At 68.2% G+C, this 17,150-nt stretch carries 13 protein-coding genes and 1 pseudogene; 5 read left to right on the top strand and 9 right to left on the bottom strand.

The window, feature by feature from the left end:
* Window positions 1-127 precede the first annotated feature (127 nt).
* Entirely contained in the window at window positions 128-2,761 is a 2,634-nt protein-coding gene (gene hpnN / locus ACV229_RS07060; protein WP_448082400.1) for a hopanoid transporter HpnN, read from the top strand.
* Window positions 2,754-3,704, top strand: a complete 951-nt coding sequence (locus ACV229_RS07055; RefSeq protein WP_448082399.1) for an MlaA family lipoprotein — start codon at window positions 2,754-2,756, stop codon at window positions 3,702-3,704. The genes hpnN and ACV229_RS07055 overlap by 8 nt, the downstream gene beginning before the upstream one ends.
* A gap of 230 nt (window positions 3,705-3,934) precedes the next feature.
* Here the strand turns inward: ACV229_RS07055 and ACV229_RS07050 are convergent.
* Window positions 3,935-4,180 (bottom strand): annotated as a pseudogene (locus ACV229_RS07050) (cupin domain-containing protein); the annotation flags it as partial.
* A 44-nt stretch (window positions 4,181-4,224) separates the two neighbouring features.
* Between ACV229_RS07050 and ACV229_RS07045 the strand changes: the two are divergent.
* A complete protein-coding gene (locus ACV229_RS07045) occupies window positions 4,225-5,622 on the top strand; it encodes a molybdopterin-dependent oxidoreductase (protein ID WP_448082398.1) in 1,398 nt (465 codons plus the stop codon).
* Between the two features lie 144 nt (window positions 5,623-5,766).
* Here ACV229_RS07045 and ACV229_RS07040 read toward each other — a convergent pair whose 3' ends face one another.
* The 5 genes from ACV229_RS07040 to ACV229_RS07020 all read right to left on the bottom strand — a co-directional run bounded on the left by ACV229_RS07040 (window position 5,767) and on the right by ACV229_RS07020 (window position 11,198).
* Window positions 5,767-6,474 carry a phosphorylase gene (locus ACV229_RS07040; protein ID WP_448082397.1) on the bottom strand — a complete coding sequence of 236 codons (708 nt, stop codon included), beginning with the start codon at window positions 6,472-6,474 and terminating at the stop codon, window positions 5,767-5,769.
* Window positions 6,475-6,477: 3 nt separating this feature from the next.
* Window positions 6,478-8,451: a squalene--hopene cyclase gene (gene shc, locus ACV229_RS07035; RefSeq protein WP_448082396.1), complete on the bottom strand. Its 1,974-nt coding sequence runs from the start codon at window positions 8,449-8,451 to the stop codon at window positions 6,478-6,480.
* Window positions 8,452-8,462: 11 nt separating this feature from the next.
* Window positions 8,463-9,716, bottom strand: a complete 1,254-nt coding sequence (gene hpnE, locus ACV229_RS07030) for a hydroxysqualene dehydroxylase HpnE (RefSeq protein ID WP_448082395.1) — start codon at window positions 9,714-9,716, stop codon at window positions 8,463-8,465.
* A gap of 4 nt (window positions 9,717-9,720) precedes the next feature.
* Window positions 9,721-10,569 (bottom strand): presqualene diphosphate synthase HpnD, encoded by an 849-nt coding sequence (gene hpnD / locus ACV229_RS07025; protein ID WP_448082394.1) that lies wholly within the window; start codon window positions 10,567-10,569, stop codon window positions 9,721-9,723.
* A gap of 296 nt (window positions 10,570-10,865) precedes the next feature.
* On the bottom strand, window positions 10,866-11,198 hold the full coding sequence (locus ACV229_RS07020) for a hypothetical protein (RefSeq protein WP_448082393.1): 333 nt from the start codon (window positions 11,196-11,198) through the stop codon (window positions 10,866-10,868).
* A 221-nt stretch (window positions 11,199-11,419) separates the two neighbouring features.
* On the opposite strand from ACV229_RS07020, the gene ACV229_RS07015 reads away from it, so the two are divergent.
* On the top strand, window positions 11,420-12,316 hold the full coding sequence (locus ACV229_RS07015) for an alpha/beta fold hydrolase (protein ID WP_448082392.1): 897 nt from the start codon (window positions 11,420-11,422) through the stop codon (window positions 12,314-12,316).
* 84 nt (window positions 12,317-12,400) lie between these two features.
* Here the strand turns inward: ACV229_RS07015 and ACV229_RS07010 are convergent, their stop codons facing one another.
* Genes ACV229_RS07010 through ACV229_RS07000 form a run of 3 tightly spaced genes read right to left on the bottom strand, consistent with a single transcriptional unit; the run spans window position 12,401 to window position 14,389 of the window.
* Window positions 12,401-13,363: a GGDEF domain-containing protein gene (locus ACV229_RS07010; protein WP_448082391.1), complete on the bottom strand. Its 963-nt coding sequence runs from the start codon at window positions 13,361-13,363 to the stop codon at window positions 12,401-12,403.
* A complete protein-coding gene (locus ACV229_RS07005) occupies window positions 13,360-14,028 on the bottom strand; it encodes a chemotaxis protein CheC (RefSeq protein WP_448082390.1) in 669 nt (222 codons plus the stop codon). Before ACV229_RS07005 ends, ACV229_RS07010 begins: the two co-directional genes overlap by 4 nt.
* Entirely contained in the window at window positions 14,021-14,389 is a 369-nt protein-coding gene (locus ACV229_RS07000) for a response regulator (protein WP_205791111.1), read from the bottom strand. The genes ACV229_RS07005 and ACV229_RS07000 overlap by 8 nt, the downstream gene beginning before the upstream one ends.
* Window positions 14,390-14,869: 480 nt before the next feature.
* Between ACV229_RS07000 and ACV229_RS06995 the strand changes: the two genes are divergently transcribed.
* Window positions 14,870-17,122: a response regulator gene (locus ACV229_RS06995; protein ID WP_448082389.1), complete on the top strand. Its 2,253-nt coding sequence runs from the start codon at window positions 14,870-14,872 to the stop codon at window positions 17,120-17,122.
* The last annotated feature ends 28 nt before the right edge of the window (window positions 17,123-17,150 follow it).

Below are 17,150 nucleotides of genomic sequence, written 5' to 3'. Positions count from 1 at the left end.
GGGCCAGATTCCCCCTCTGCCTGACAAATCTCCTTCCGGCCCCGGAACACCGCAACGTAACGACCGCCGCCACGTTGCGCCGGTATACTTGGCTACTTTGCCTTTTCCAGCCCCACCCCACCGCCACATGGTGACTTCCTTCATCATTCGACTCGTTGCATGGTCGGTGCGACGCCCGATCGCGGTCGTCGTGCTGTCGCTGATCATTGCCGCCCTGAGTGCCGTCTATGTTGCCGGTCATTTCAAGATCAACACGGACATCAGCAAGCTCGTCGACGCCGAACCGCAATGGGCCGCGCTCGGCCAGGCGACCGACAGCGCATTCCCGCAACGTAACGGCACGATCCTCGCGGTCGTCGAGGCGCCCGCGCCCGAATTCGCGACAGCCGCCGCCCATGCGCTGACGGGCGCACTGCAGAAGCAGGCCGACGCCGGCCGCATCGGCCAGGTCGCCGAGCCGGGCGGCGGCCCGTTCTTCGAACACAACGGGCTGCTGTTCCTGTCGCCGCAGGAAGTCGCTGATACGACGTCGCAGCTCGCGAGTGCGCGCCCGCTCGTCAACGAGCTCGCGAAGAATCCGAGCCTGACCGGGCTCGCGACCACGCTGTCGACGACGCTCGGCCAGCCGCTGCTGACCGGCCAGGTGAAGCTGCCGGGGATGGCCAAGCTGCTGGCGCGCAGCGCCGCGACCGTCGACGACGTGCTCGCCGGCAAGCCGGCCGCGTTCTCGTGGCGCGCGCTCGTCGACAGCGACGCGGCGCGTCAGCCCGCGCGCGCGTTCGTGACGGTGCAGCCTGTCGTCAACTACGGCGCGCTGAAGGCCGGCGCGGAAACGAGCGAGACGATCCGCGACACCGCGCGCGCGCTCGATCTCGAGAAGCGCTACGGCGCGGTCGTGCGCCTGACCGGCGAGCAGCCGCTCGCCGATGACGAATTCGCATCGGTCGAGGACGGCGCGGCGGTCAACGGCGCGCTGACGCTGCTCGTCGTGCTCGGCATCCTGTGGCTCGCGCTGCGCTCGAAGCGGATGATCTGCTCGACGCTCGTCACGCTGTTCGTCGGCCTCGTGGTGACCGCGGCGCTCGGCCTGATGATGGTCGGCTCGCTGAACATGATCTCGGTCGCGTTCATGGTGCTGTTCGTCGGGCTCGGCGTCGACTTCTCGATCCAGTACGGCGTGAAGTACCGCGAGGAGCGCTTTCGCGATCCGCGCATCGATCACGCGCTGATCGGCGCCGCACACTCGATGGGCATGCCGCTCACGCTCGCGACCGCGGCGGTTGCAGCGAGCTTCTTCTCGTTCATCCCGACCGCGTATCGCGGCGTGTCCGAGCTAGGGCTGATCGCCGGCGTCGGCATGTTCGTCGCGCTGCTGAGCACACTCACGCTGCTGCCGGCGCTGCTGAGGCTGTTCGCGCCGCCGGGCGAATCGAAGACGCCTGGCTTCCCGGCCCTCGCGCCGGTCGACGATTTTCTCGACAGGCACCGCAAGCCGATCCTGATCGGCACGCTCGCGGTCGTGATCGGCGCGCTGCCGCTGCTCGCGTTCCTGCGCTTCGACTTCAACCCGCTGCACCTGAAGGATCCGCACAGCGAATCGATGGCGACGCTGCTCGCGCTGAAGGATTCGCCCGAGGCATCGGTCAACGACGTCACGCTGCTCGCGCCATCGCTCGCCGAGGCCGACGCGGCCGCGAAGCGCCTCGACGCGCTGCCGGAAGTCGGCCGTACGACGACGCTGTCGACGTTCATCCCGGCCGACCAGCCGGCAAAGCGCGCGTCGATCGCCGCCGCCGCGAGCGAGCTGCTGCCCGCGCTGACCCAGCCCGCCGCGCCGCCCGTGGCCGACGCGCAGCGCGTCGCCGCGCTCAAGCGGGTGTCCGACCTGCTGAGCTACGCGGCCGAGGATCACCCGGGCCCGGGCGCCGCCGCCGCGCAGCATCTGTCCGCATCGCTCGCGAAGCTCGCGGCCGCCGATGCTGCAACCCGCGACCGCGCGGAGCGCGCGTTCTCCGACACGCTGCGCATCGCGCTCAACCAGCTCGCGACGCTGCTGCAGCCGCAGGACATCACGCGCGACACGCTGCCGGCGCCGCTAATGCGCGACTGGGTCGCGCCGGACGGCCACGCGCTCGTGCAGATCTCGCCGAAGGTGCCGAAGGGCGTCGATCCGAACGACGACACGATGCTGCGCCGCTTCGCGACGGCCGTGAAGGCCGCCGAGCCGGGCGCGATCGGCGGGCCGATCTCGATCCTGCATTCGGCCGACACGATCATCGATGCGTTCCTGCATGCGGCGCTGTGGTCGATCGTGTCGATCACGATCCTGCTGTGGATCACGCTGCGCCGTTTCGGCGACGTGCTGCGCACGCTGGTGCCGCTGCTCGTGTCGGGCGTCGTCACGCTCGAGCTCTGCGTGTTGATCGGCATGCCGCTCAACTTCGCGAACATCATCGCGCTGCCGCTGATGCTCGGGGTCGGCGTCGCGTTCAAGGTGTATTTCGTGATGGCGTGGCGCGCGGGGCAAACGGGCCTGCTGCATTCGAGCCTCACGCATGCCGTGCTGTTCAGCGCCGCGACGACGGCAACCGCATTCGGCAGCCTGTGGCTGTCGCATCACCCGGGTACGTCCAGCATGGGCAAGCTGCTCGCGCTGGCGCTGACGTGCACGGTGATCGGGGCCGTGGTGTTCCAGCCGGTACTCATGGGCAAACCGCGCGTGAAGCGCGCGACGAACCAATTGCAGGAAATCAATGAATAAGGTGCGAATCATTGCGGCGACCGTCGCCGCGGGCGCGATGCTGAGCGGCTGTGCGACCGGCCCCGACCGCAATCCGGCCGACCCGCTCGAGCCGATGAACCGTGCGGTCTACAAGTTCAACGACACCGTCGACACGCACATCGCGGTGCCGATCGCGAAGGGCTACCAGAAGGTCACGCCGACGCCGGTGCGCACGGCGATCAGCAACTTCTTCTCGAACCTCGGCGACATCGGCAACATCGCGAACAACCTGCTGCAGCTGCGCATCACCGATGCGACGGAAGACCTGATGCGGGTCGCGATGAACTCGCTGTTCGGCGTCGGCGGCCTGATCGACATCGCGACACCTGCCGGCCTGCCGAAGCATCACCAGGATTTCGGGCTCACGCTCGCGCGCTGGGGCATGCCGTCCGGCCCGTATCTCGTGCTGCCGGTGTTCGGGCCGAGCACGTTCCGCGACGGCGTCGGCCGCGCGGTCGACGTGCGCTTCAACCTGCTCAACTACATCGAGCCGGCCGCGCGCAACCCGATGTACATCGCGCAGTTCATCAGCGCGCGGTCGGACCTGCTCGGTGCGACCGACCTGCTGAAGCAGGCCGCGCTCGATCCGTACTCGTTCGTGCGCGACGCTTACCTGCAGCAGCGCAAGTCGCTGACCTACAAGAGCGAGGCCGCGCCGGGCGCGCTGCCGAACTACAACGAGCCGGGCGACTCGGGCGGCAATTCGGGTGGCCAGCCGGGCGGTGAAGCGGCGCCGGGCGGCAAGCCCGCGAACACGCCGGCGGCGCCCGGGCTGCCGAGCTATGAGGATCCGGGCGAGTCGGGCGGGGCGGCCAACGCACCGGCCACGCCCGGGCTGCCGCAATACGCCGATCCGGGTGCGGACAACGCGATGCCGGCGAGCACGCCTGCCGCGCCTGCAAGCAATCCCGCAACGCCGTAACGCCGTAACGCCGTAACGCGGCAATAGCCGGAAGGCGACCACCAGCGCTGCTCTTTGCAGCGCTTTTTTTTGGTTCATCGCCGGAAACCGGGGAGCCTTGGAGAGCGATTGCGAAACCTGACGCCTGACCTTATGGAAGTCAGGAGGAAGAGTCGCTCGACCAACAGTCGGTTGACCATAGCGTCCCGGAAAACCATGCGGGAACTGACCGCAGAAACCGGTAACCGCACTTAGGGATGCGGATGAATCGGATCGACCCAATAGACATCTTCCGGCGGCTCGGCGGGCTCGATGTCCAGGTTGACGACTATCGGTTCCTGACCGCTACGGACCACAACGCAACTGAGCACCTCAGTCTTACTCGCGTTGATCTCTTGATGAGGTACGAACGGGGGTACATCAATGAAATCGCCGGGCCCTGCCTCTGCGGCGAACTTGAGGTGTTCACCCCATCGCATGCGTGCTTTGCCGAAAACTTATTCGGAGTAAGCTAATCGGACCGACGTCCAAGGAGGCGGCCATGGCACTGTTCGTGGTGCGGCATCAGCACGCTGCCGAGCGCTGCCCAGCCCGGGACCCCTATATGGGGGCCATGCTGTTGAATCATCTGAGCCGTCCAAACGTCAGACTGCACGGTGTGGAAATTCGGGGCGAGGCGGTCGCGCAGCGTGAACACACGTTGTACCTCATCGTGGAAGCGGAAGATGAGGACCACCTTCACGAATTCATGAAGCCGTTCCAGATGGTCGGCAGCGTGGACATCTATCCCGCCTCGACGTGCGCGCGGGTGGTCGCCTGCGGCGGCTGCAGCGCACCGATGCCCCTGAGCGAGTTCATGCCGGCGATGGATCCCGACGAAGCCTGCCAGAATGCGATTGACGCCGGCCTGATCGTCCATCGCGCCCATCCGCTCAATTGCGAGACGTCGATATCCGCGCTGATCGGCGGCGTGATCATGCCGAACGCGCATTTTTATGTCCGCAATCACTTCCAGATCCCCGTCCTCGACCCGGCCGCCTTCCGGCTCACCGTTGGCGGCCTCGTTGAACGAGCGCTGAGCCTCAGCTTGCGCGACCTACAGAACATGCCGTCGCAGACGCATATCGTTACCCTCGAGTGCGCCGGTAACGGTCGCACGAAATTCCATCCCGCCATCGAGGGCGAGAAATGGGACGTAGGTGCCGTCAGCACTGCAGAGTGGACCGGTGTGCCGCTGGCGGAAGTTCTGGACCGGGCTGGCGTTCGCACGGGTGCGACGGAGGTGGTGTTCCGAGGCGCGGACGGCGGAACGGTGGAGGACCGCCCGGAAAGGATCCGCTTCGAGCGCAGTCTTCGGCTCGATCATGCTCGCGATCCCGACTTGCTGTTGGCCTACGCGATGAACGGCGAGCGGCTGCCGATACAGCACGGCTACCCCGTACGCCTGGTCGTTCCTGGCTGGTATGCGGTGGCGTCGGTCAAATGGCTTGCCGAAATCGAACTCGTCGACCAAGCGTTCGCCGGGTATTACCAGGCCGACAAGTATTGGTATGAATGGGAGCGCGAGAACCAGATCGTCCGCGAACCGGTCACGCTGCAACGGGTGCGAGCCTTGATCACCGAGCCGGCGTCGGAGCAGGAGGTCCGGCGCGGTGAACTGGCCGTTCGCGGCGTGGCCTGGTCCGGCGCCGCTCCGATTGCGCGCGTGGAAATTAGCGTGGGCGGCGGAAACTGGCAGGACGCGCATCTTGTCGGCGCGCGCTCGCACTACAGCTGGCAGTGGTGGGAGCTGATCACCTCGGCCCATGAGCCGGGCGTCGTCACGCTGCGTGCGCGGGCCACCGATCTTGCCGGCCGCACTCAACCCGAGCGCGCCGATTGGAACCGGCTAGGTTACGGCAACAACGCCATTCATGAAGTGCCGGTTCGGGTAGTGTGAATGGTCGGCGCGATTTTCCGCGCTACTGCCCGACGCGGCCCGCCGTAGCCGATGCGCTGCAGCCGTCACGCGTCGAGGCGCGCGCCGCCGTCACGGCGGACACCGTTCATTCGAAGGGAGGGGGAAGAAAGCGGAAACGCCCGCTCAGACGATCCGCAGCGCGCCCGCGCGCCCGAATGCATGCCGCGCCTGGATCAGCGTCGTGCGCGCCGCGCGCGCATCGCCTGCGACCTGCAGCAGCGGGCCGAGTTGGGAAGGTTGCTTGATGAGTTCGCGCAGGATCGGCAGGATCGCCGTGCTGCCGTCGTCGCGCAGCCCGGCCGTCGCCGCGCGCGGCAGCGTGCGCCACGCGGGATCGACGATCGCGCGGCACACCGCGAACGGCACGCCGCGCGCCGCCGCGAACGCGGCCGCGATGTGCGACTCCATGTCGACGGCCTGCGCGCCCTTCGCGCGATACAGCGAAGCCTTGTCTTCTTCGCTCACGACCGGCGCGCCGACGGCCGCCATCACGCCGCGCTTCACGCGCGGCCAGACCGGCGTGTCGTGCAGCGCGGCGACGAGCCGCGCGCTCCACGCGACGTCGGTCTGCACGCGCCCGAACGGCCCGTCGATCGCGTCGGCGATCACGAGCGCGCCCGGCGCCAGATCGGGCGCGAGCCCGCCCGCGGTGCCGAAGCTGACGATGCCGGCGCAGCCGCGCGCGGTCGCTTCCGTCAGCGCGCGCTCGAGACGGTCGGCACGCGCGGCGAATACGGCCTCGACGCCGTCGCCGCGCGCGATGCGCGCCTCGAACGCCATCCCCGTCACCGCGATGACGGGCAGCATGCCGTTGTGCGTCGACGCCGCCACGCGTTACATCCCCACCGTCACGCGCGTCGCGTTGTCGCGCTTCAGGTTGCGGTAGCGCGCAATCGCCCACAGCGGGAAGAACTTGCGATAGCCGTGGTAGCGCAGGTAGAACACGCGCGGGAAGCCGGTCGCGGTGAAGCGCGTCTCGTCCCACAGGCCTTGTTCGTTCTGCTCGGCGATCAGGTACGCGACACCGCGCGCGACCGCCGGGTTGTTCACCTCGCCGGCCGCCATCAGGCCGAGCAGCGCCCACGCCGTCTGCGACGACGTGCTCGGCGCCTGCTCGTAGCCGCGATAGTTGAGCTTGTAGCTGTCGCCGTCCTCGCCCCAGCCGCCGTCCTTGTTCTGGATCGACAGCAGCCACTGCGCGCCGCGCTTCACGCGCGGATCCTCGGGGCCGAGGCCGGCCGCGTTCAGCGAGACCAGCGCCGTCCACGTGCCGTACACGTAGTTCATCCCCCAGCGGCCGTACCAGCTGCCGTCCGGCTCCTGCTCCTTCAGCATGTAGTCGAGCGAGCGACGCGCGGCGTCGCTGTTCGCGGCCGTCTCGCCGAGCTGCGACAGCATCGACAGGCAGCGGCCCGACACGTCCGCCGTCGGCGGATCGAGCAGCGCGCCGTGATCGGAGAACGGGATGTTGTTCAGGTAGTATTGCGTGTTTTCCGGCTCGAACGCACCCCAGCCGCCGTCGCTGCTCTGCATGCCGACGACCCATTCGCGCGCGCGCGAGATCGACTCGCGATACGCGTCCGAATTCCTGAGCTTCTCGACGCGGTCCATCGCCATCACGACCACGGCCGTATCGTCGACGTCCGGGTAATGCGGGTTCGCGTACTGGAACGCCCAGCCGCCCGGCCGCACGTTCGGACGGCGCGAGATCCAGTCGCCGCGCACGTCGAGGATCTGCAGCGGACGCAGCCATTCGAGGCCGCGCACCACGGCTTCCTCGGCGCGCGGATCTTCCGTCTCGAGCAGCGCGTGCGCGGCGAGCGACGTATCCCACACCGGCGACAGGCACGGCTGGCAATACGCTTCGTCATCCTTCACGACGAGCAGCTTCTCGAGCGACTTGCGCGCGATCGCGCGGTTCGGATGATCTTCAGGATAGCCGAGCACGTCGTACATCATCACCGCGTTGGCCATCGCCGGATAGATCGCGCCGAGGCCGTCCTCGCCGTTCAGGCGCTCGTCGACGAATGCGACGGCCTGCCGGATCGCGCGTTCGCGCGTGTAGCTCGGGAACAGCCCGTCGACCGCGCGCAGCGCGTGGTCGACCACACGGAAGAACGCGAACCAGCCCGCGCTCTGGTGCCCCTGGCGCGGCAGCAGCCCCGCGTTGACGGGCGGATCGATGAACAGCTCGTCGATGCGCACGCCGCGCGGGTTCTTCGCGATCGGCCGCTTCGCGTTCAGCACGAGCAGCGGCACGATCACGGTGCGCGCCCAGTACGACACCTTCGACAGGTGGAACGGGAACCACTGCGGCAGCAGCATGATCTCGACCGGCATCATCGGCACCGCGCGCCACGGAATCGCGCCGTACAGCGCGAGCTGGATGCGCGTGAACACGTTCGACATCTCGGCGCCGCCCATTGCATGGATCGCCTTGCGCGCACGCTGCATGTGCTCGGCGTTCTCGTCGTCGCCGATCACCTTCAGCGCGAAGTACGCCTTCACGCTCGCGCTGATGTTCGGCGCGCCGTCGGTGAACAGCGTCCAGCCGCCGTCCGGCTGCTGGACGCGGCGCAGATAGCGGGCGATCTTCTGTTCGAGCTCGAGATTCGGCGTCTCGCCGAGGTAGTGGACGAGCAGGATGTATTCGGCGGGAATCGTCGAATCCGCTTCGAGTTCGTAAACCCAGTGTCCGTCCGCGTTCTGTGCGGCCAGCAACGCGTCGGTCGCACGGGCGACAGCGTCGTCGAGGCCGGCCGGCACGGTGGCGGCGGTCAGGGTCGGCATATCGGTGAGATCGTTCATCGGTCCCTCTCTTATTGTGTCTGGAGCACGTCCGCGGCCTTCTGGCCGGAGCGGATCGCGCCCTCGATCGTTGCGGGCAAACCGGTGGCAATCCAGTCGCCCGCAAGCACGAGATTGGTCCAGCGCGTACGCGCGGCCGGACGTTTCATTTCCTGCGACGGCACCGCCGCAAAACCCGCACGCGGCTCGACGACGAGCTGCCACGGGGGCAGGATGTCCGCGGGGGCGCCCGTCACGCGCGCGACGTCCTGCCAGATCGTCTGCGCGAGCGTCTCGCGCGGCTGGTCGAGCCAGCGGCCTGCATCGCGGATCGTCGCCGCGAGCAGGCCGCCGCCTGCCCGCACCGCGTCGACGGCGCCGTTCACGATCGTCGTGCCGACGGGGCAGCCCGGCGGCGGTTCTGCCGCGAAATACGCAGTGACGACCGCGCTGTACGTATCCGGCGCGGTCAGGTCGGGCACGAGCGGCTGCGCGGCATCGGGTGGCACCGCCAGCACGACCGCGTCACCCGGCGCGAGATCGACGCGCTCGCCGTCGATCACCAGCGCGTCGACGGCATTGCCGTGCGCGCCGAATTCGAACGCGTCGAGACGCGAGCGCAGCCGGATCGTCGCGCCGCCATGCTGGAGCATCCGCAGCGCGGGATCGACGAACGCGCTGCCGAGCCCGTGACGCGCGACGAGCGGGCGGCACGCCGGCCCGCCCGCGGCGAACGCGCCGCACACCGCCGCACGCGCGAGTTCGGCCGTCGCATGGCGCGGCTCGACATTCAGCGCGCCGAGGAAAAACGACCGCAGCCAACGATCCCACAGCACGCCGTCGCACCGCATCGTCTGTGCGAGTGAGCGGCCCGTGCGCGCGAACGCAAGCGGCGCGAGCGACAGGTAATCGAGCGGCGTCGTGCCGGGCGCCCGCGACGCGGCGTCGAACAGCCACGACGGCCAGCCGCTGCTGCCGAAGCGCAGCGTCCAGCGCTGCTGCGACGACACGTCGACGACCGGAAATTCAGGCAACGACGGCCCGGCCAGCTGGTCGGCCGCGCCGATCGCGCGCAGGTAGCGCTGCGTCGCCGGCTGCCCTGCAAACACCTGATGCAGCCCGCTGTCGATCGTCGCGTTCAGCGTGCCGTCGAACCACGAGCGGCAACGCCCGCCCGCCTGCGCATGCGCGTCGTGCAGCACGATGCGGCGCCCGCGGCGTTGCAGCTCGACGGCGGCCGACAGGCCCGCGAGTCCTGCCCCGACCACATGGACGGTTCTCGGCATCGGCTCAGAACAGCGCGTAACGCGCGGCGATCATCAGCATGCGCGCCTTCGGCTTGCGGATCGGCGCGCGCGGCGCGTCGAAGCCGCGGGCGACCGCGGCTTCCAGAATGCATCGGTACGCGCCCGACATGATGCGCGGCGCCTTGACCTGCGCACGCGCGCAGGTGTCCATCACGGCGTCCGCCTGCCGGAAGTGCTCGAGCGCGCGCGCGACCAGCGTCGCGCACACGCGCGGCAGCGCCGGCTCGCGTGCGATCGTCGCCGGATCGGTGATCGCGATGCCTTCGCGCGCGAGCAGCTCGCGCGGCAGGTAGCAGCGGTTGATCGTCGCGTCCTCGTCGATGTCGCGCAGGATGTTGGTCAGCTGCAGCGCGCGGCCGAGATGGTGCGACAGCTTGATCCCTTCCGCCTCCGGCATCCCGAAAATCCTCACCGACAGACGACCGGCCGCGCTCGCGACGCGATCGCAATAGAGGTCGAGCGTCGGCTCGTCGGGCGCGCAGATGTCTTCGGCGGCGTCCATCGCCATCCCGTCGATCATCGCGTGGAAATCGTCGCGCTGCAGGTCGAACGTGCGGATCTCGCGCGTGAGCGCAGCGAGATGGCGCGGCGGCTGGCCGGCGAAGCACGCGTCGATGTCCGCGCGCCAGCGCGCGAGACCGGCGGCGCGCTCGGCGCGCGGCAGGTCGCTGTCGGCGATGTCGTCGACCGCGCGGCAGAACGCATACACCTGGAACATCGCGTCGCGTTGCGCAGCCGGCAGGATGCGCATCGCGAGATAAAAAGAACTGCCCGATGTGACGGCAGCGGCGTCGGTTTCTTGTTCGTCCACGACGAGATTGGAAACGGCCAAGACGAGCTCCACGGAGACGCCCACGCGGGGCGATTGAAGAAGCCATGCCCGGCTGGGATGGTAAAGGCGTCAAGTACGTGCGAGATGTGCGAACGTTCGACGCAGACAGGCACAAATTACCGGCCGGAAGCCGGAATTGGGCGAAAGTATAGCAATCTTTGAAGGTCGATGGCGGGATGCCTGCCGCGCCGCGCGGCGGCGCCCGGGGCCGCTCGAAGCCCGCTCGGCGGGCGGATGGGGGTGGCCGGCGAGGGGCGGCCAACCACGTGCGGCCGGCTGCACCCGGCCGCCCGCGCCTAGCCGTAAACAACGTCGCGCTGCAGGTCGAGCGCGATCAGCCCCATTTCACGCGTCAGCAGCAGCATCGCGCGCCGCTCGAGCCGCGAGCCCATGAAGCTCGTCACGCGGCCGTCCGGGTCCGCGGTGAACTGGAACACGGGACCGCCCGTGCCGAACCACGCGCCGGGCACGTCGGCGGACTCCTGCCAGTCGATCTGCTCGAACACCCGCGTGATGCCGTCGCGCACCGCGGCGCTTGCGCCGATCGGCGGCGCGACGTCGCCCAGGTCGTCGAGGGAATAGGGGCCGGACTTTTCCGGTTTCCGGAAGAAAAGATAGTCGACGTTCATGGAGCGCAATCGGGCTAAAGCATCAAATTAACGCGATCCGATGCGAATTTAAATCAGATCAGAACGAAATGTGGCCTGCGCGACACATTGAGGGTCATATTGCCGCGCGCCGCCGCGCCATGCGCATTCGATTGTCCGCGTGCGTTCGCCGGCCGCCGCTTGAGCCCGCACGGGTTCGTCTAAGATGACGCTTTGTCCGAAAAACACATTCACCGAAACCGATGGAGACGCACGTGACAGCCGCCTCGCCCGCATCCCCGCAGTCCGCCCACCCCGTTTTCGTGCTCGTGCATGGTGCCTGGCAAGGCGCGTGGTGCTACGCGCACGTCGAGGCAGCGCTCGCCGCGCGCGGCCACCTGTCGATCGCACGCGACCTGCCCGCACACGGAATCCTCGCGCGCTTTCCCGCGTCGTACTTCAAGCGTCCGCTCGACAAGGAGGCGTTCGCCACCGAGCCGTCGCCGGTTGCGAACACGACGCTCGACGACTATGCGACGCAGGTGATGCAGGCCGTCGACGACGCGTATGCGCTCGGCCACGGCAAGGTCGTCCTGGTCGGCCACAGCATGGGCGGCATCGCGATCACCGCGGCCGCCGAACGGATGCCCGAGAAGATCGCGAAGATCGTCTATCTCGCCGCGTTCATGCCCGCGTCGGGCGTGCCGGGCCTCGACTACGTGCGCGCGCCGGAGAACCAGGGCGAGATGCTCGGCCAGCTGATGCTCGCGAGCCCGCGCGCCGCCGGTGCGCTGCGCATGGATCCGCGCAGCGACGACGCCGCGTATCGCACGACGGCCAAGCGCGCGCTGTTCGACGACGTGTCGCAGGCGGAATACGAGGCGATCGCGAACCTGATGAGCTGCGACGTGCCGGCCGCGCCGTTCGCCACCGCGATCCCGACGACCGCCGCGCGCTGGGGCGCGATCGACCGGCACTACATCAAGTGTCTGCAGGACCGCGTGATCCTGCCCGCGCTGCAGCAGCGCTTCATCGACGATGCCGACGCCTTCACGCCGGACAACCCGACGCACGTGCACCAGCTCGACAGCAGCCACTCGCCGTTCGTGTCGCAGCCGGCGGTGCTGGCCGGCGTGCTGGCGGATATCGCGAAAGCGTGAACGCGCGCGGCCGCGCATCCGTGCGGCCGCCTGCCGCATGCGACGTCCTCGCCCCCCGCACGCCGTTGACGCGTGCCGCCGCGCCTATGCGTAGGCGACCGAACGATCGCGGCCGAGCCGCTTCGCGCGATAGAGCGCGGCATCGGCCTCGTTGACGAGAATCTCGCAGGTCTGCGCGTCCGGCTGCGCGCACGCGGCGCCGACGCTCGCCGTCACCGGCACGCAGATGCCCTCGGCGTCGACCGGCGCGCGGCCGATCGCGCAGCGCACTTTCTCCGCGACCTGCATCGCCTCGTCGAGATCGGTGCACGGCAGCAGCAACGCGAATTCCTCGCCGCCGAAGCGGCCAAACGTGTCCTGCGCGCGCACGATCGACGCGACGCGCTGCGCCATCTCGCGCAGCACCGCGTCACCGACCGCGTGGCCGAACCGATCGTTGATCGTCTTGAAGTGGTCGAGGTCGAACAGCAGCACCGACAGCTTCCCGCCGTAGCGCTGCCAGCGCGCGAATTCGTCGTTCAGCCGCGCCTCGAAATAACGGCGGTTCGCGATGCCGGTCAGGCCGTCGCGGTTCGCGTGCTCGCGCAGCTTCGCGACCGCCTCCTCGCGCTCGCGCTGCATCACGCTGACGTGCGTGACATCGGAGATCGTCACGCACACGGCCTCGACTTCACGCCCGCGCGTGAGCGGCATGAACGTACAGTCCTGCTGCATGAAGTCGACGCCGCCCGTGATCGGCCGGTCGTGCTCGAAACGGAACAGGTACGGACGCTGCTCCCACGAGCTGAATGCGAAGCTGCCGAGCTGGAACACGCTGTCGAGCTTGCGCGCGAGCCATGCGCGCGGCAGATCCGGAAAGCAGTCGAACAGGTTGCGGCCGATCACGTCGGCCGCGGCGATGCCGCTGTGGTCCTGCATGAAGCGATTCCACATCAGCACGTTCATCGCGCGATCGAGCACGAACAGGCCGAAGCCGACCCGCTCGATCACGAGGTCGCTCAGCGAGGCGGGGGAAACGGCGGAAATGGGGGAAGTGGCGGCAGTCATAGCGCGGACAGCAACGCGTCGAGCGCGTCGCCCATCAGCCGAATCGAATCTTCGGCCATCAGCATCACGAAATGTGCGCGGAACCCGTCGCCCTCGAGCCCGAAGTTCACTTCGAGCAGCAGCGCGACGCTCCACGCGAGCACGGTCGGCTGGAACACTTCGTCGAACGACATGTTCGCGCCCAGCAGGCCCGGCGGAAAGAACACCGGCGTGCGGCCGAGCTCGTCGAGGATCGACGCGACGCACGCGCCCATCAGCACGTTCGCGACGTCAAACACGAGCTCGTCGTGGCGCGCGATCTCGCCGCGCGCGGCGGCCGCGCCGCGGGCGTCCGCCGCATGCGCGTCCCACGCGCCGTCGCCGAACGTGCGGTCGACGAGCGACACGAGCCGCCCGACGGCCGCGCTGCGGCACAGCACGAGCGCTTCGCCCTTGATGTCGGACCGGAATCCCTGGCGCACGGCGGTCACGTTCTCGTGAATGCCCGTCATCTCGCGCAGCGCGCTGCCCGCATCGGCCGCGTGCACGACGCGCACGCGCGGCACCGACAGCTCGATGAAGCGTCCGAGCAGCAACGCGAGCCGCGCAGCGGCGCGGCCCATCGCGAGATTGGCGATTTCCTGCAACGCGTCGCGTTGCTCCGCCGTGAACACCGAGTCAGGCATACAACCCATACTCCTTGAGAATGGGCAGCAACGCCTCCGACGTCACGGGCTTCGCGACGAATGCGATCGCACCCAGCTCGCGCACGCGCTCGCGCGCCTGCGGCTGGATATCGGCGGATACCACGATCACGAACGTGTTCAGATCCTCGTGGCGCAACGTTTCCAGCACCTGATAGCCGCTCATGTCGGGCATCGTCAGGTCGAGAAACATCACGGAAGCCTTGCCGTCACGATAGAGCGCCAGTGCCTCTCGGCCGTTCGCGGCATATGCGACGTCGACGTCCCAGTCTCCCGGTAAGGCCTTCGTCAACAACTTGCGGGCGAGCAGTGAATCGTCGGCAATCACAATCGGCAAGGGCATGGCGGGCAGAGCGGTATGCGGAATGGTCTCTCTCGCGTTAACGACCGCGCTGCGCGCTTCTTGAGGCCTCGCGCGAACCGGCGCAGGCATCCTGCCGGACGGACGGCGGGCGCCGCCGCGCATTCGCATGCGTCGCGGGCCGCGCGCAGCCGTCGGCGGGCGCGTATCTGTCAGGGAAAGCAAGGCGCGATTCTCTGAGTAAAACCGAGGCGGTGCAACTCGCCATATTCACCGTTTCGAACAGAATCGATCCGATCCGGCGGCATTCCGAAAACAGGTGCGACCATTTTCAAGATAAGCACGCAAAATTTTTCTTTGTGTACGTTTGCGCTTCCGGATTCGTCGCGTTTTCAATCTGACAATTGCATCCTGTAGGAACCGTCAGGGTTGCGCGGGCCGCGCGCGGCGAGGGGGCCGGCGCAACTCGTTTATGATGGCAGGCACCTGCGCTTCACCCTTTCACGTCCGATTTTCCCGCCCATGACGTCCGACCGGCCCGCCGATTCCCGCGACCACGCTCCCGCCGACGATTGGCAGGACGACGCGACCTACGCGTCCGGCGCGCCCGAACACGATTTCGCGGTGCGCCGCGTGACGCTGATCGTGCTGCTGATCGCCGCGATCGTGCTGCCGTGCCTCTACGTGACGGTCATGGCATACAACGACCTGAAGGCGCGCGAGGCCGCCGCGAGCGACGTGACGATGCGCACCGTGCGCGTCGCCGAGGAGCACGCGCTCAAGGTGTTCGACCTGAGCGAAACGCTCGATGCGCGAATCGTCGATCTCGTCCAGGACATGGACGATGCGACGGTGCGCAGGCACGAATCCGACATCCACGAAGCGCTCAATACGATCGGCGGCGGCTATCCGCAGGTCGCGGCCGTGTCGATCTTCGGCGCGAGCGGGATGCTGCTCGCGAACAGCCTCTACTACCCGGCGCCGTATGCGTCGATCGCGAACCGCGACGACTTCGTCGGCATCCGCGACGGCAAGGTCATCGAACACATCTCGCGGCTGATGATGGGGCCGCTGAAGCTCGAGAACATCCCCGTGTTCAATACGGGCGTCGCGCGACGCTACAGCGACGGATCGTTCGCCGGCATGGTGTCGATCGCGCTGAAGTCGTCGTATTTCAACGCGTTCTACCGCGACCTGCTCGGCGGCTCGAACACGCCGATGACGATGGCGCTCACCCGGACCGACGGCGCCGTGATCGCGTCATATCCGCCGCTGCCGGCCGCCGCGCTGTCCAACGAGGTGATGCTGCCGGACGGCGAGCGGACCGATCCTCGCGCGGGCGTCGTGCGCGTGCGCCACGACGCGGGCAGCGAGATCATCGCGTACCGGCAGGTCGGCAGCTATCCGGTGTACGTATCGTGCGCGTACCGGACCGCGGCCATCTGGAAGGAATGGTACGAGCACCTGAGCGTGCTGTTCGTGTCGATGTTCGTGCCGTCGTTCGCGCTGTGGTGCGTGATCTGGCTGTCGCTCAAGCGGCTCAAGGCGGAAGAGGAAGCGTGGGACCGCTGGCAGGCCGAAGCGTCGATGCGGCGCTCGATCGAATCCGCCTACCGGCAGTCGCGCAAGATGCAGGCCCTCGGCAACCTCGTCGGCAGCGTCGCGCACGACTTCAACAACCTGCTGATGATCATCTCGAGCAACGTGCAGATCGTGCGGCGTCGCGGCGTCCAGCATCTCGACACCGAGCTCGGCGCGATCGAGCGGGCGCTGAAGAACGGGCAGTCGCTGACGCGCCAGCTGCTCGGCGTCGCGCGCAAGCAGCCGCTGCACAACGAGACGATCGACGTCGGTTACTGGATCGGCACCTGCCGCGAACTGCTGAAGACGTCGCTCGGCTCGAAGTCGTCGCTGATCGTCGCGATCGAGCCCGGCGTGTGGCCGATCCGCGTGGACGTGGCCGAACTCGAGCTCGCGGTCATCAACCTCGCCGTCAACGCGCGCGACGCGATGCCGGCCGGCGGCCGCTTCACCGTCGGCGCGCGCAACGTGACGTTCCGCCGCGAGGACGGATTTCCGCTGACCGGCGATTTCGTGCAGATCTCGCTCGACGACACGGGCTCCGGGATGGCGCCCGACGTGCTCGCGCGCGCATTCGAGCCGCTGTTTACGACGAAGACGCAAGGGATGGGCACGGGGCTCGGGCTGCCGCAGGTGTTCGCGTTCTGCGAGCGCTCGGGCGGCCTCGCGACGATCGACAGCGCGGTGGGCGCGGGCACGTCGGTGCGCCTCTATCTGCCGCGCGCGAGCGCGCAGGACCTGGCCGCGCGGCCGGTGCTTGCCGCCGCACATGCGCACGACGCGAGCCCGCCGGCAGGCCTGCACGTGCTGCTCGTCGAGGACAACAGCGAAGTCGCCGCCGGCACGGAGGCGCTGCTCACGCTGCTCGGACACCGCGTAACCTACGCGGCGTCCGCCGACGACGCACTGCAGCTGGTCGAAAACGCGTCGCCGCACGAGCGCTTCGACCTCGTGATCTCCGACATCCACATGCCGGGCCGCCTCAACGGCATCGATCTCGCGGAAGCGATCGGACGGCGTCCGGAAAAACTGCCCGTCATCCTCGTGACGGGCTATGCGGAGGAGCTCGACCGCACGCGCGCCGTCAATGTGCGCGTGCTGTCGAAGCCGTTCGACATCGCGCTGCTCGACGAGATCCTGCTCGGCATTCGCGATGCGCGCGATGCGCACGACGCAAGGCACGCGGGAATCTAGCGGTCGTGCTTGCGGTAGTGCTTGCGGT

This window comes from Burkholderia sp. MR1-5-21 (genome assembly GCF_053427715.1).
This window is presented reverse-complemented; position numbering and strand designations above follow the sequence as displayed.